This window comes from Hylemonella sp. P2_B10 (assembly GCF_056404875.1).
In genome coordinates this window covers 1-13,271 of the sequence record NZ_JBFUDE010000006.1, presented here as the reverse complement: position 1 = coordinate 13,271, position 13,271 = coordinate 1, and the positions used below count along the sequence as shown (strand labels likewise).

11 protein-coding genes are annotated in these 13,271 nt (G+C 63.9%); 7 read left to right on the top strand and 4 right to left on the bottom strand.

The genetic code is table 11. The features are described 5' to 3' along the window. Positions 1–10 precede the first annotated feature (10 nt). Both AC1DX2_RS22840 and AC1DX2_RS22835 read left to right on the top strand, forming a co-directional pair. A complete protein-coding gene (locus tag AC1DX2_RS22840) occupies positions 11–595 on the top strand; it encodes a flavodoxin family protein (RefSeq protein ID WP_477198724.1) in 585 nt (194 codons plus the stop codon). Beyond that, positions 595–822 (top strand): DUF2798 domain-containing protein, encoded by a 228-nt coding sequence (locus tag AC1DX2_RS22835; RefSeq protein ID WP_477199041.1) that lies wholly within the window; start codon positions 595–597, stop codon positions 820–822. Before AC1DX2_RS22840 ends, AC1DX2_RS22835 begins: the two co-directional genes overlap by 1 nt. A 54-nt stretch (positions 823–876) precedes the next feature. Here AC1DX2_RS22835 and AC1DX2_RS22830 read toward each other — a convergent pair whose 3' ends face one another. After that, on the bottom strand, positions 877–1,197 hold the full coding sequence (locus AC1DX2_RS22830) for an RNA recognition motif domain-containing protein (RefSeq protein ID WP_477198723.1): 321 nt from the start codon (positions 1,195–1,197) through the stop codon (positions 877–879). Between the two features lie 266 nt (positions 1,198–1,463). Here AC1DX2_RS22830 and AC1DX2_RS22825 point away from each other — a divergent pair, with 266 nt between their 5' ends. Beyond that, the gene (locus AC1DX2_RS22825) at positions 1,464–2,318 is read left to right on the top strand and encodes a hypothetical protein (protein ID WP_477198722.1); all 855 of its coding nucleotides are present in this window, start codon (positions 1,464–1,466) and stop codon (positions 2,316–2,318) included. 7 nt (positions 2,319–2,325) lie between these two features. Here AC1DX2_RS22825 and AC1DX2_RS22820 read toward each other — a convergent pair whose 3' ends face one another. Beyond that, positions 2,326–3,780, bottom strand: a complete 1,455-nt coding sequence (locus AC1DX2_RS22820) for a sensor domain-containing diguanylate cyclase (protein ID WP_477198721.1) — start codon at positions 3,778–3,780, stop codon at positions 2,326–2,328. 106 nt (positions 3,781–3,886) lie between these two features. Beyond that, positions 3,887–7,003, bottom strand: a complete 3,117-nt coding sequence (locus AC1DX2_RS22815; protein ID WP_477198720.1) for an EAL domain-containing protein — start codon at positions 7,001–7,003, stop codon at positions 3,887–3,889. Between the two features lie 529 nt (positions 7,004–7,532). On the opposite strand from AC1DX2_RS22815, the gene AC1DX2_RS22810 reads away from it, so the two are divergent. The 4 genes from AC1DX2_RS22810 (at position 7,533) to AC1DX2_RS22795 (ending at position 10,800) form a co-directional block, all read left to right on the top strand. Next, positions 7,533–8,399, top strand: a complete 867-nt coding sequence (locus AC1DX2_RS22810; protein WP_477198719.1) for a PEP-CTERM sorting domain-containing protein — start codon at positions 7,533–7,535, stop codon at positions 8,397–8,399. A gap of 101 nt (positions 8,400–8,500) precedes the next feature. Beyond that, positions 8,501–8,932: a nuclear transport factor 2 family protein gene (locus AC1DX2_RS22805; RefSeq protein ID WP_477198718.1), complete on the top strand. Its 432-nt coding sequence runs from the start codon at positions 8,501–8,503 to the stop codon at positions 8,930–8,932. Between the two features lie 10 nt (positions 8,933–8,942). Beyond that, on the top strand, positions 8,943–9,428 hold the full coding sequence (locus AC1DX2_RS22800) for a DinB family protein (RefSeq protein WP_477199040.1): 486 nt from the start codon (positions 8,943–8,945) through the stop codon (positions 9,426–9,428). 232 nt (positions 9,429–9,660) lie between these two features. Continuing rightward, complete coding sequence (locus AC1DX2_RS22795) at positions 9,661–10,800, top strand: beta/gamma crystallin-related protein (protein ID WP_477198717.1); 1,140 nt, start codon at positions 9,661–9,663, stop codon at positions 10,798–10,800. Positions 10,801–10,896: 96 nt separating this feature from the next. On the opposite strand, the gene AC1DX2_RS22790 is transcribed toward AC1DX2_RS22795, so the two are convergent. Beyond that, positions 10,897–13,271: TonB-dependent receptor domain-containing protein (locus AC1DX2_RS22790; protein WP_477198716.1), on the bottom strand; the 2,375-nt coding region annotated here is incomplete at its 5' end.

Below are 13,271 nucleotides of genomic sequence, written 5' to 3'. Positions count from 1 at the left end.
GTCATTCACCATGAAAAAGATCGCAGTCATCTACCACAGCGGACACGGCAACACCGCGCACTTTGCCCGCCACGTGGTGATCGGGGCGCAAGCCGTGCCCGACACCGAAGTCAGCCTGCTGCAGGCCGATGCGTTGACCGGCAACCCCGATGCGCTGCTTGAGTTTGACGGCTTCGTCTGGGGTTCGCCCACCTACCTGGGTGGCGTGAGCGGCCCGTTCAAGACCTTCATGGACGCCACGGGCCGGCTGTGGCGCACGCAACAGCTCAAGGGCAAGCTGGCGTCGGGTTTCACGGTGTCGGCGCTGCCGTCGGGCGACAAGCAGTCGACACTGCTGTCCATGTTCACCTTCTCCATGCAGCACGGCATGATCTGGGTGGGCAACCCCTTCCTGCCGGAGCAGGCCAGCGGTGTGCCCTACGAGCAGGCGCTGAACCGCCTGGGCTCGTGGACCGGCATGATGGCGCAGGCCGGCCACTCGAATGGCGCACAAACCTTTGCGCCTGGCGATGTGCGCACCGCCGAAGCCTTTGGCAAGAACTTCGCCAGCGTGGTGGCACGCATGGCCGAGCAAGACGAAGAGGCGGTGGCGTGATGTTGCCCGCGCGGTTTGCACCGGTGTTGTTTGGCTTCATCCTGTCGGGGCTGATGTCGCTGGTGGTGTCTGCGATCTCCACGGTGCGCGCGGTGGGTTGGCGGCCAGACTTCGCCGCGCTGTGGATGGGCGGGTGGCTGGTGGCCTGGCTGATCGCCTTCCCGCTGGTGCTGGTGGCAGCACCTGTCACACGCCGCATCGTGCAGCGCCTGGTGGGGCCGCGTTGACCATGAAAAAAGCCGGCTGCAAGAGCCGGCTTCTTTCGCTAACTGATCCGTGGATCAGTAGTTGCGGCCACCGCCGTAACCACCACCACCGCCGCCACCGCCGTAGCCGCCGGAGCTGCTGCGGTCTTCCTTGGGGCGAGCCAGGTTGACGACGATGGAGCGGCCATCGACGGATTGGCCGTGCAGGCCGTTGATGGCGGCTTGTGCGAAATCGGCGGAGCCCATTTCAACAAAGCCGAAGCCCTTGGAACGGCCGGTGTCGCGGTCCATCATCACCTTGGCAGAGGTCACGTCGCCGAATTCAGCAAAGTTGCTTTGCAGGGTAGCGTCGGTGACGGAGTAGGGCAGGTTGCCCACGTAAATTTTGCTGCTCATGTCAGAGCCTTTCAGAAAAAGCGTGCAGGGCGATAAGGTGCCGATGCAGCGCGGGAGAAGCGGTCTCTCGGAGGATTCCGCGGAAATGGGGTGGGGGTGCGTGAGCAACTCAGGGAATCGGCTGGCTGCAGCTCAGCAGTTCAGCGTGGTCGACATGCGTCGAAGGAAGCCAGGCCCGTTTGCAGGAGACATCTCTTGTCGGGCCTTGGGGGTCAGCGTTGCATGGTTGTATGCGCGGTGACCTCAGCACGTATTATAACTCGTAATTGAATAATTCGACATCTTTATTCTCATTTTTCATAAAGATGACGTGCCGGTATGACCGCACGCCGGCTCGGATCACGCAAGTTTCGGTTTCAAATACGTTCATGCATGGCATCAGGACATTGTCGAAACTGTGTATCGCTGCGAGCGTGCTTGCTGCAGCTTGCTTCAGTTGGCCCGCTGCTGCTGCCGATGCGGCCAGGGTCTTGCGGCTCACCACGGTGCAAGAGACCGATCAACTCGTCAAACCGGCCAAGCAGGTTCTTGACGTGGCTTATCGCAGTCTGAACATCCAGATCGACATCATCCCCCTCCCGCTTGAGCGATCTCTGATGCTGGCAAGTTCAGGTGCGTATGACGGGGACTTGGGACGCACCCAGAGTGTGGAGTTGGATTTTCCCCGGTTGCTGCGCGTGCCCACCCCCATTGGCACCGTCGAGGTTGTGCCGTATGTCTTGCGACCAGTGGGCAGCGATGCCTCGTCATGGAGTGCCTTGAAGGCCTCCAAACTGAAGGTCGGAGCGAAGTTTGGCGACCGGATGACGGATGCCCATCTTGGCGACTTCGTCAGTTCGAAGGCCACGTCCTTCGAGTCGCTGTTTCAAATGCTTGTCCTCCAAAGGGTTGATGTGGTCATCGCTCCCCGGGGTGAGCTCCAAAGGCTGCTGCCTTTGTTGCCAACGGACAGGCAGGAAGAACTCAAAGGCGTCATGGCACTTCCCGCGTTGAGCTCGGTCCCCATCTATCACTTTCTGCATGAAAAGAACAGAGACCTGCTGATTCCTCTGGACCGTGAACTTCAGAAAATGACCAAAGCCGGCACGATTGACTTCTTGTGGCGGCAGGGGGGGAAGTGACGCGACATCAAGCCGGCGCTCCAGTTGCGGCTGCGGTTTGGGGGGCCAAGGCCACGCGGTTGCGGCCCAGGTTCTTCGCGTCGTACAGGGCCTGGTCTGCCGATGCAAGCAGTTGCAGTGCGCTCATGCCGGCGTCTGCGGGAATGACGGCCACGCCGGCGCTGATGCTGACGCAGGCAGCCGTGGGGGACGTGGCGTGCGCAAGCTTCAGGTTGCCCACGGCCTCCCGGATGGCCCTGGCCACCTGAAGCGCACCGTCCAGATCCGTGTCAGGCAGCACCACTGCAAACTCTTCGCCGCCATAGCGGGCCACCATGTCGGCCGGCCGCTGGCAGCAGGCTTGCAGCGCCGCCGCCACCTGCCGCAGGCACTCGTCCCCACCCGTGTGTCCATAGTGGTCGTTGTACAGCTTGAAATGGTCCACGTCGAGCAGGATCAGGGCCACCACGTCCTTCTGGCGCCTGGCCAGGGCGATCTGGCCGTCCAGGTATTCGTCCAGAAAGCGGCGGTTGAAAAGCCCGGTCAACCCGTCGCGCCGGGACAGTGTCGCCAGCGCCTGGTTGGCCGTGTTCAGCTCAACGGACACCTGCACCAAGCGGGCGTATTGCCGGCCGTGCTCGACCAGCAGCACGATGAGCAGGAAGCTTGCCGCCAGCAGGCCGTAGATGCGCCCCACGTACCACCCCAGGTCATAGCGCCCGGTGTTCAAAATGGCCGCCAGGCCAATGTCGCACAGCCACACGCACATCACCACCAGCAGCCACACATCGAGCACGGAATGCGGCTTCTTGCGCCACAGCACCAGCAGCGCCACGGCACTCAGCACCCAGATGGCCGCCAGCACCCCGCGGCCCAGAGCGGTGGTCTGGTTGCCGTCGATGAATGTCGGAATCAGCGCCTGCCCCTGCAAGGCGAACAGGGTGCAGCCCAGCACCACCGCCAGCACCCCACCCACCACGGCACTGATGGTGAAACCCGAGCCGGTCGTTTGGTCAGCCAGCGCAATTGCCTCATTCCTTTTCTTGCCTTTCAGCCACGCATAGGCGATGACAAACAGCGGAAAGCCGCTGTGCCAGAACATGTACATGGCGGATGACGTTTGCGGCCCGGCGCCGGATGCCTCGGGCGACCAGAACAAGCCGGGAAAGATCAGCGCATAGGCCAGCGTGATGGAGGCGGAAAAAAGGTAGCCGCCCGCCAGCACCAACAGCCCGGTGGAGCGCAGCACGCTGAACTGGCCGAACAGCAGCACCGCCGTGATCAGGTCGCACAGCACCAGCGAAGACACATACGCCGGAATGAACGCGGGCACCTGTGCCAACGGCAGTTTGGCGAGCGGCGCAGCCGCCACAAAGACCAGGGCCGACACCAGCACGGCGGCCAGGGCCAGCCGGGCCTCGCGCTGACCGGCGCGCTCGGTCGACATGAACACCCAGTGCTCTTTCGGCAGGTTGTGCAGCATCGTTGTCCCAACGGCGGCTCATGCCGCTCTGAAACCGTTTAGTTGTGTATCCCCGAGTCAGCAGTGTCCCGCAGATTCATGCACCGTGGGTTGTTTTTTGGAAACGCTAGGCTGTCACGGCCTGCTGCAACAAGATCGTCAGCTTGTCAAAGGCAACCGGCTTGCTGAACCAGTAGCCCTGCATCTGGTCGCAGCCCAGCTGGGTCAGCACGTCGGCCTGCTGCTGCGTCTCCACCCCTTCGGCAACCACCGTCAGGCGCAGCGCGTGCGCCATGGAGATGATGGTGCGCACCAGCGTCATGGTGTCCTCGTCCTCCTGCATGGCGATGACGAATGAGCGGTCTATCTTCAGCGATTCCAGCGGCAGCTTGGCCAGGTAGGCCAATGAGGAGTAGCCGGTGCCAAAATCGTCCAGCGAGATGCCCATGCCGAGTTCGCGCAAGGCGGTCAGCTTCGCTGCGCTGGTTTCAATGTCCTCCATCAGCAGGCTTTCCGTCACCTCCAGGTCGATGCCGGTGGGTGCCGGGCCCGCACTGATGGCGCGTTGGACGACGCCCACAAAGTCATCCCGCCTGAGCTGGATCGCCGACACATTCACCGCCACGCGTGGCGCGGCCAAGCCCAGCTCAACCCAGCGCCGGTGGTCATGGGTGGCCCGCTGCAGCGCCCAGGCGCCAACCTGCAGGATCAGGCCGGTCTCTTCCAGCAGGGGGATGAAATGCACCGGGGACACCAGCCCCCGCGTGGGGCTGTTCCAGCGGATCAGCGCCTCCACGCCCACGATGTGCAGGCTGCCCAGCTGCACCTTGGGCTGGTAGTGCAGCACAAATTCTTCCCTGTCCAGTGCCTGGCGCAACTCGTTCTCCATGGCCAGCCCTTCGGCGATGCGCTCGGTCATCCTGGCCTCGAAGAACAGGTACCTGTCGCCGCTTTCCTTGGCCCGCTTGAGGGCGGACTCGGCGCAGCGCAACAGGGTTTCCGCGCTGTCCCCGTCCTGCGGAAACATCGCGATGCCGGCCCTGCCAGGCACGGTCAACTCCTGCCCATTGATCAGGAATGGCGCGCCAAAACACGCGCCGAGCTTGAGTTCGGTCAGCCGCCCCACTTCAGCTTCGTTCTGCACGTCGGCGGACACCACGGCGAATGTTTCGGAACTGATGTGGGCCAGCCGGGTCGGGTCGCCACGGTGACGGGTCAAGCGGTCTGCCACCTGCAACAGAAACTGGTCGCCAGCCGATCTTCCGAATGCGTCGTTGATGGGCTTCAGCCGCTCAATGTCGAGCACCGTGACCGACAGCAGGCTTTGCGTGGCTTTGGCGTTGAGCAGGCGTTCTTCCAGGCGCGCCAGGAACAAGGCGCGGTTAGCCAGACCTGTGAGCACATCGTAGTAGGCCAGGTAACTCAGCCGCTCCTCCTTGGCAATGTGGTCCAGCGCGAACGAGATGTCGCCGGCCAGCTCCTGCAACAGCAGCATTTCCTCGTCGTCAAAGTAGCCGGGCTCGCCCGCCAGCAAGGTGAACACACCAGTGACCTCGCCTGCGACGATCAACGGCAACACGGCGGTTGAAAAGATGCCGGACGCCGCACATTCCTTGGCAAATGCAGACCTGGGGTCGTTTTGCACATCGTTGGAGGCGATGGGCCGCTTGTCTCTCATCACTTGCCCAACAATGGTATTGCGCTGGGGTGCGTCTTCCCTCAATGAAAAGCCGTCTTTGTGGCTGGCAAGAAACTCTGTGCTGAGGCCAACCGAGGCAACCACCCTGAGCTTTTGAGCGCCAGCATCGACGAGGCTGACCATGGTGGCCTTGAACTGGCCGTGCTCTACCGCGATGCGGCAGGCCTCTTGAAACAGCTCGTCGCGGTCACGCACACGCACGATCAGCGTGTTGATGCCGCTCAGCACGGCGTGCACGCGGTTCAGCCGCTTGATCTTGGCTTCGGCGCGTTTTTGTTCCGTGACGTCCTGCAGCGTGTTGAACCAGCGCGAGCGCCCGTCCGTGCCCGGCTGGTCAAGCGGCTCCATGACTTGGGCCACATCGATGGCGGTGCCATCGGGCCGCTGCAGCCGGTAGTGTTGGTCGGTGCGCTGGCGGCTGGCGCCAGCTTGCAGGCTCCTGGCGCGAAACTGCGCCCGGTCGTCAGGGTGCAGGTGGGAGAGCCACTGGCGGGTGCTGGTGGGCATTTGCTCCGGTGCGATGCCCAGCAACTTGGGCAGCGTGTCGGACCAGCTCTCAAAACCCCCGTCGGGCGTCGTGATGACGTGGGCCAGCTTGGCTATGGCCTGCGCGTGCTGCAAGCCTGCCTCGCGCTCACGCAAGGCGACTTGCATGGGGTCGTACAGGCGCCGCATGGTAAGCCAAACCAGCAGCGCCACCAGCAGGCCCAACAGCAGGGTGGTCTGCATGATGTGTTGCCGGGCCGACGCAATGGGCTCGTAGGCTTCCTCAATTGGCAAGGACGCAACCAGCACCCAAGGCACTGCTTTGAGCTGGGCGTAGCTGTAGATGGCATGCAGGCCGCGCTTGTTGCCGACCTCTTCCGAACCATCCGCGCCTGAAACTGCGCGGTCAAAATACGGTGATTCCCCCGGCGCCGGCCCTTGTGTCAGCAAGCCGAGTTTGCTTGGGGTCATGACAATGGTGCGATCGCGGGTGAACACCTTGAATGCGCCGGTCTTGCCCACCTTGGCGTGGGCCAGCTTGCCAAGGAAGTTCGGCTTCAGCAGGTTGAGCGTGCCAACCAGGACGGCGACCACGCCGCCGTGCTGGTCAAGAACCGGCGCCGCAAAGGCAATGACGGGCTGCTTCAAGGTCTTGCCCAGGAACGGTTTGGAGATGGTGGGCTTGCCTGTTGCCAGCGTGGTTTTGAAGTAGTCGCGGTCGGTCACGTCAACCCCGTGCCGGCCCAGCGCTGGCGCATCCGCCAGCACGGCACCCGCTGTCGAAATGATGAGAATGTCGTCAAAGACGGAGCGTAGGCCAACGCGCTGGGCCGCCCAGGCCTCCAGGCTGCCGACATCTTTGTTCATCCCGGGTGAAATGGTCTTGGCGCCCACCACGAGCAAATTGAGATTGCTCAACAACTTCTGATCAAGGTCGTCGGCGATCCGGGCCACGAACGCGTGCTGCTGTTCGGCAAGCACCGTCTTCAGCTCGTCCTTGACATGGTAGAACTGAACAACGGAGACCAGGGTGAGCGACAGCAGAAAGAACAGCGTCACGCCCAGCGTGACCTTTGTCTTGACGCTCAGGCGCCTGAACGTCGCCTTCCAAGGCTGAGTCAGCCGGGCCATTGTGCGGGCGGCGAACCCAACAGTTTTCCCTGGCAATGGCTTGCCGATTTGACTTTGCCGCGAAGGCGTGGGCACCGACTCCTCCAATCGAGACCTCGAACGCGACCAGAGAGACGTTCATGGTGCCTAATTTGATATAGACCGCTTTGGTCGTCGATGGCTGAGTATGCGCCCTGGCAGGAGCAGGTGCAATTGCCAAGGAGAAGGAGGACCAAGCCCTGGCTTGCGGGTTTGCCCCATGCCCCTTTCGGGGCTGTCGAAGGCACTTACACGTGGCAAGTTTTCCGGCCTCGGTGGATTGCGGGATTGCGAAAAAACTTATTACAAATCAGGCGCTTATAAGATATGTAACAAGCGAGGCACCACTCTTGCATGCATACGCTTGGGGCGATAGCACGGGGTGCTAAGGATCCAAAAACCTATCAGGCAAACAACAATTCTTCATGGAGAAGTGCATATGACAAGTCAATTGGGTGCGGGTCGTCTTTCCAAGCTGGTGGCCGTTCTTGGCGGCCTGGTGCTGTCGGCGCATGTCGCGGCGGCACCCTTGATCGTGACACCGACGAACCTGCAGGGTTGGACGCTCGGGGACTTCAAAAGCTCAGGCATCCCCTCGCCGGCGACCATCACGGGTGCGCAGCCGTATGCCGGCAACGGCTCGCTGCAGTTCACCATCAACCAGGCCGGCACCCAGCAGCCGGCTGCGGCTTACTTATTCGGCGCCTCGTCCGTCACCTTCGGCAGCTTGCTGGACGGCAGTTCGTCGTTCAGCTACAGCTACATGCTGCCGGTGGGCTCGCCGCCGGCCACCAGCCCGACCATCCGCCTGCTGGTGAGTGGCTTGACCAACTCCGGCCAGTCTGGCCGCAGCGACGGTTCGCTGGGTTTCTATGTCAACGGGGCCGGCGACGGCAACTGGCATACCCAAGCGCTGGACATGGACAGCGGCGACTTCTTCTTCCGCGTGGGCGGCAAGGGCCAGGCAGGGTTGAACTGCTCGAACTCGGTGTACGGCCAGAGCTTTGACGACCGGCGCCAGACGCTGGACGCCTGGGGCGACATCTGCACCGGCACCGGCGGCACGGTGGACCTGGTGGACGCCATGGTCATCGGCATCGAGGTGGACTGGGGCTCCATTCCCAATGTGGACGGCGCGATGTCGGTGTTCACAGACGGCATCACCTTCAACATCGGTCGCAACGTGGGCGACTACAACTTTGAACTCGACGCCACTGTGCCCGAGCCCGCCTCGCTGGCGCTGGTGGGCCTGGGCCTGGCCGGTGTGGGCTTGGCCCGCCGCCGACGCGCAGCCAGCAAGCGCTGAGCGCGCCAGCGCCGGCCTGAAAGCCCGCTTCGGCGGGCTTTTTACATGCTGCGGCGGCGGATACAGTAGTGGCTGACGGCCTCACCCTTTGGAGACGAACCATGACCCCCCTGTCCCCCAACGCACAGCTTGTCTCGACCATCTTTGACGAAGTCGCCAAGGGCAATGGCGCGCCCTTTTGGGACGCCTGCCATGACGACATCGTGTGGCGCACCATTGGCCAGGGCTCGTGGAGCGGCGAGTTCGTCGGCAAGCAGACCATCATCGACGAGATCTTCCGCCCGCTGAACCGGGTGCTGGTCGAGCGCGCCACCATTCCCACGCGGCTGATCGACGGTGGCGACGTCATCGTGCTGCAGGCCCGGGGCAGCAACCTCACGCGCGACGGCCAGCGCTACGACAACGACTACGCCTTCGTGATCCACTTCAGGGACGGCAAGATCAGCCGCTATGAAGAGTATTGCGATACCGACCTGATCGCGCGCGTGTTGCCCGACCGGCTTGCGGCCAAGACATTGCCCAAGCAGTGCTGACCCCTTGGCCATGATTGACCCCAGCTACGCGCGCACCCTGGCGAACTACAACCAGTGGTTCAATGAGCGGCTGTACGCCTGCTGCGCCTCACTGTCCGAAGAAGAATTGCGCAAGGACAGGGGCGCGTTCTTCAAGTCCATCTTCCTGACGCTCAGCCACCTGGCGGATGCCGACGAGCGCTTCCTTGCGGCCTGGAGTGGCCACCCCATCCAGAGCGAGCAGGAGCGCACGTTTGCGTCCTTTGCGGCGCTGCAGTCCGCGCGCGCCGAGCTGGACGCGCGCATCACGGCATGGGCGGCCAACGTCACACCGGCCTGGCTGGCGGAGCAGCGCACGTTTGCAAGCCAGGTGGATGGGGCGCCGCGCACGGTGCAGCGGGCCGCCTTCGTCGTCCACATGTTCAACCACCAGGCCCACCACCGGGGCCAGGTCACCACGCTGTTGTCCCAACTCGGGCTGGACGTCGGCATCACCGACTTGCACGGGTCGTTTTAGGCTGGTTGGCCGGGCCAGTGGCGTTGCCGGTGTGCTTGCACACGCTGCCAAGTACGCTGCCGCACAGACAAGCCAACGCACAGTGAGCAAGCTTGTGTTTGCCAAGCAATCGGCGAAGTGTCTGTCGGCACTGGATCGAAACCTCTTGTTACCCGCTATGTGCGCGGCAGGTCATCCCACACCGGTGGGCCGCGTTGAGCAAGGGTCACAAGACAACCATAAGGAGATCACCATGATCACAGCATTCAAGAGTTCACTGGCGCTTTGCGCGCTGGTGCTGGCCGGCCACGCGGCGGCCCAAGTCACCTTCTACGAGCGCGAAAACTTCGGCGGGCAGAGCTTCACCACCGACCGCCGGATAGGCAATCTGGAGCGCTATGGTTTCAACGACCGGGCCTCGTCGGTCGTGGTGCAGTCGGGCGAGCGCTGGGAGGTTTGCGACGACGTGCGTTTCGGCGGTCGCTGCGTGGTGCTGCGCCCGGGGCGCTACCCGTCGCTGCGTGCGCTGGGCCTGAATGACCGCATCAATTCGGTGCGCGTGGTGGAGGGCCGCCGGCCGATTGACGAGCGCCGCTATGCACCGGCGCCGGTGGCCATTGCACCTCCTGCGGTGATGCCCCAGGTCATCTTCTATGAGCATGAGAACTTTGGCGGCCGCAGCTTCACCGCCGACCGCCCGGTGGAAGACCTGCGCCGCTTCGGCTTCAACGACCGCGCCTCGTCGGTGGTGGTGCTGGGCGACCGCTGGGAAGCCTGCGACGACGTGCGCTTTGGCGGCCGCTGCATCATGCTGCGCCCGGGCCGCTACCCGGACCTGGCTTCCATGGGCATGAACGACCGCGTTTCCTCGGTGCGTGAACTGGCCCCGGATGTGCGCTTGGACGACAGGCGCTATGCGCCCCCGCCGCCGGCTGCGGTGTACGACAACCGCCGCCGCCCGGATGAGCAGCTGTTTGAAGCCAACGTCACTTCGGTGCGGGCCGTGATGGGCACACCCGAACAGCGTTGCTGGGTGGAGCGCGAACAGGTGGTGCAGCAAAACCGCAGCGAGCCCAATGTGGGCGGCGCCCTTGCCGGCGCACTGATCGGTGGCGTGCTGGGGCACCAGGTGGGTGGCGGCACCGGCAAGGACCTGGCCACCGCCGGTGGCGCGGTCGCGGGTGCCATGATTGGTGCCAACGCCGGCCGCAGTGATGCCGGCACGTCGTTGCAGACGCAAAACGTGCAGCGTTGCGCCACCACACCCGCACAGGCGCGGCCGGCCTACTGGGACGTGAACTACGTCTTTCGCGGCCAGATGCACAGCGTGCAGATGACCACGGCACCGGGTGCCACCCTGACGGTCAACGCCAGGGGTGAGCCGCGTTCCTGAGGCAGGAAAAAAAGGCCGGGTCACCCCGGCCTAAACCCTTCTACATCACGAAACCTTTGTCGAACAACCTGGCGCCGGCAGCTTGCCGGCCCAGTGTCAGAACCTGTAGTCTGCCGACAGCACGTAGGAGCGGCCCAGCACGTCGGCAACGCTGGTCAGGTAGCCGCGGTAGGCGTTGTGGTTGGTCAGTGGTGGCTGCACGTTGAACAGGTTGCTGATGCCCAGCGACAGGCCCACGTTCTTGATGCCGGTGTACTTGATCAGCAGGTTGTACTGTGAGTAGGCCGCAACGTCGCGCGGGGCATTCGTGCCAATGACCGCCGGCAGGTTCTGGTCAACGATCTTGCTCTGGTAGCGCTGCGACAGCTGCACCAGCCACGCCGGGGTCTGCCAGGCCACCTGGGCCGTGTGGCGCCAGCGGTTGTTCAGACCGCGCGTGGCGTTGGACAGGCCCGCGTTCGGGTTCACCGGCACCACATCGTTGTAAAAGCCCAGGGCCGACACCCAGTTGCCGTTGTTCACGCCTTCGGAGCGGGCATCCCATTGGGTCAGGTAAGCCACATCGATGCCGCCCGACAGCGTGCCCCAGGGTTGCTTCGGGGCGGTGTACTTCATGCTGAAGTCAATGCCCGCGCCGCGCAGGGAGCCCAGGTTGGCGGGCGTGTTGATCACCGCGTCCCTGGAGCCCGAGGCGCTCAGCACGCCCAGCGTGCCGTCGGCATTGCGCAGGAACAGGTTGGGGTAGACCGACGGGTTGGCCAGGATGTAGTCGATGGCGCGGTTGCCGATGACGTTGTTGATCTCGGTGCGCCAGTAATCCGCCGTCATGGTCAGGTTCTTGACCGGCTCGAAACCCAGGCCGAAGGTCATGCTGCGCGAGGTTTCGGGCCTGACGCCGGCGTTGTTCGGCACCTTGGTGATCTGGTTGTAGCCGGTGAGGCTGCACACCAGCTCAGGCGCATAGCCTGCCTTGGCTGTGGGCACGCCATTGATGGAGGGGCACAGCAGCGGGTCGTTGAAGACCGGGATCGACGTGCGCTCGGTTTCCTTGGTGTAGATCTCGGGCAGGCTGGGTGCGCGGTAACCGGTGTTGGCCGATGCGCGCAGCACCAGGTTGCTCACCGGCGTCCAGCGCGCGCTGATCTTGGGGTTCACGGTTGTCTCGCCCAGGTCGTTGTACTTGTCACCTCGTATCGAGGCATTCAGCGTGACGTCCTTGAGGACCGGGGCGTCAAGCTCGGCGTACAGCGACGTGATGTTGCGGCCGATCTTGGTGCTGGTGCTGGAGTTGGCGCCGCTGGAGATGTTGTCGCCGCCCAGCAGGTCGATCTGGCGGTTCAGCGCCGGCGACAGGTCGTTGCTGGCCAGCCCGACCGCCTCCCAGGTGTCGCGGCGCACCTCGGCGCCCGCGGCCAGCACCAGTTCGCCACCGGCCAGCTTCATCAGTGAGCGGGTGAAGGTGGCGTCCAGGCTGGTGTTCTCGGCCTTGTGCAGGCGCAGGGTCTGCCCATCGATCGCCGCGGCGGCCAGCACGGCCAGGCCGGCGGCGTTTTGCAGGCCAAAGGGGTTGAGCTTGGGGTCCAAGTAGAGCGTGGTCGCCGTGCCCTGCACGGTGGCAATGCCGCTCACGCGCAGCCAGCCGGAGCCGGCCTGGGTGTCGCGTTGGGAGCGGCCCATGTTGAAGCCCGCGCGGTAGTCCCAGCCGGCGACGCCGCCCTCCAGGGTGAGGACGAAGCGGTCATTGGTGTGGATGTCGTCACGGATGCGCGGGCCGGCGTCGGCCACCGACCACAGCACATCGATGGGGCGCCCGGCAAGGTTCAGGCCCGGCACGGCCGGCACGATGCCGTTGCCCGGGTAGTAGGGGTGGGTGTTGGTCAGGCGCACGGTAGGCGCAGCGGGGTTGTTGTACTGGTCGACGCTGAACTTGCTGTGGTTGAACTCGGCCGTCAGCAGGTGATCGGCGCCAAGCTGCAGCTTGCCCTGCGCGTAGAAGTTGAGGATGTCGTTCTTGTTGTTGAAGGCCGTGTACTGCGTGTTGGCATCCAGGAAACAGGTCTGACGGCCGCCCGATGTGCTGGGCACCGAGTAGGGGGCCAAGCAACCGGAGGCGTACATCGGGTTCCAGCGCACGGTGCGCTGCGATGACGTCGGGTTGGTCGGGTCGGTGAAATTGCCTGGCGTGGCGTTGGCGCCCAGGCCCGGCGCGGTGCTGATGCCCAGCTGGGTGAGGGCGGAGCCGTCGGTCAGCTCCGGGCGTGCCTCACGCAACAGCACGTCGCGCTTTTGCACATCGAAGGCGGCGTAGACATTCCAGCCTTGCGAATCCAGATCGCCAAGACCGCCGATCAGCCCCAGGGCCTTGGTCGCACCACCGCCGGATCGCTGCGGTTGCATGGTTTCCACCTTGATGCCGCCGCCCTTGTAGCTGTTCAGGGTGTAGTAGGCCTGCACGCCGCCAATGGCGTCGG

What these genes read in the sequence shown, in the direction of transcription:
- AC1DX2_RS22840 (WP_477198724.1), top strand. Translation starts at nt 11, where the DNA reads ATGAAAAAGATCGCAGTCATCTACCACAGCGGACACGGCAACACCGCG.
- AC1DX2_RS22835 (WP_477199041.1), top strand. Translation starts at nt 595, where the DNA reads ATGTTGCCCGCGCGGTTTGCACCGGTGTTGTTTGGCTTCATCCTGTCG.
- AC1DX2_RS22830 (WP_477198723.1), bottom strand. Translation starts at nt 1,197, where the DNA reads ATGAGCAGCAAAATTTACGTGGGCAACCTGCCCTACTCCGTCACCGAC.
- AC1DX2_RS22820 (WP_477198721.1), bottom strand. Translation starts at nt 3,780, where the DNA reads ATGCTGCACAACCTGCCGAAAGAGCACTGGGTGTTCATGTCGACCGAG.
- AC1DX2_RS22810 (WP_477198719.1), top strand. Translation starts at nt 7,533, where the DNA reads ATGACAAGTCAATTGGGTGCGGGTCGTCTTTCCAAGCTGGTGGCCGTT.
- AC1DX2_RS22805 (WP_477198718.1), top strand. Translation starts at nt 8,501, where the DNA reads ATGACCCCCCTGTCCCCCAACGCACAGCTTGTCTCGACCATCTTTGAC.
- AC1DX2_RS22800 (WP_477199040.1), top strand. Translation starts at nt 8,943, where the DNA reads ATGATTGACCCCAGCTACGCGCGCACCCTGGCGAACTACAACCAGTGG.
- AC1DX2_RS22795 (WP_477198717.1), top strand. Translation starts at nt 9,661, where the DNA reads ATGATCACAGCATTCAAGAGTTCACTGGCGCTTTGCGCGCTGGTGCTG.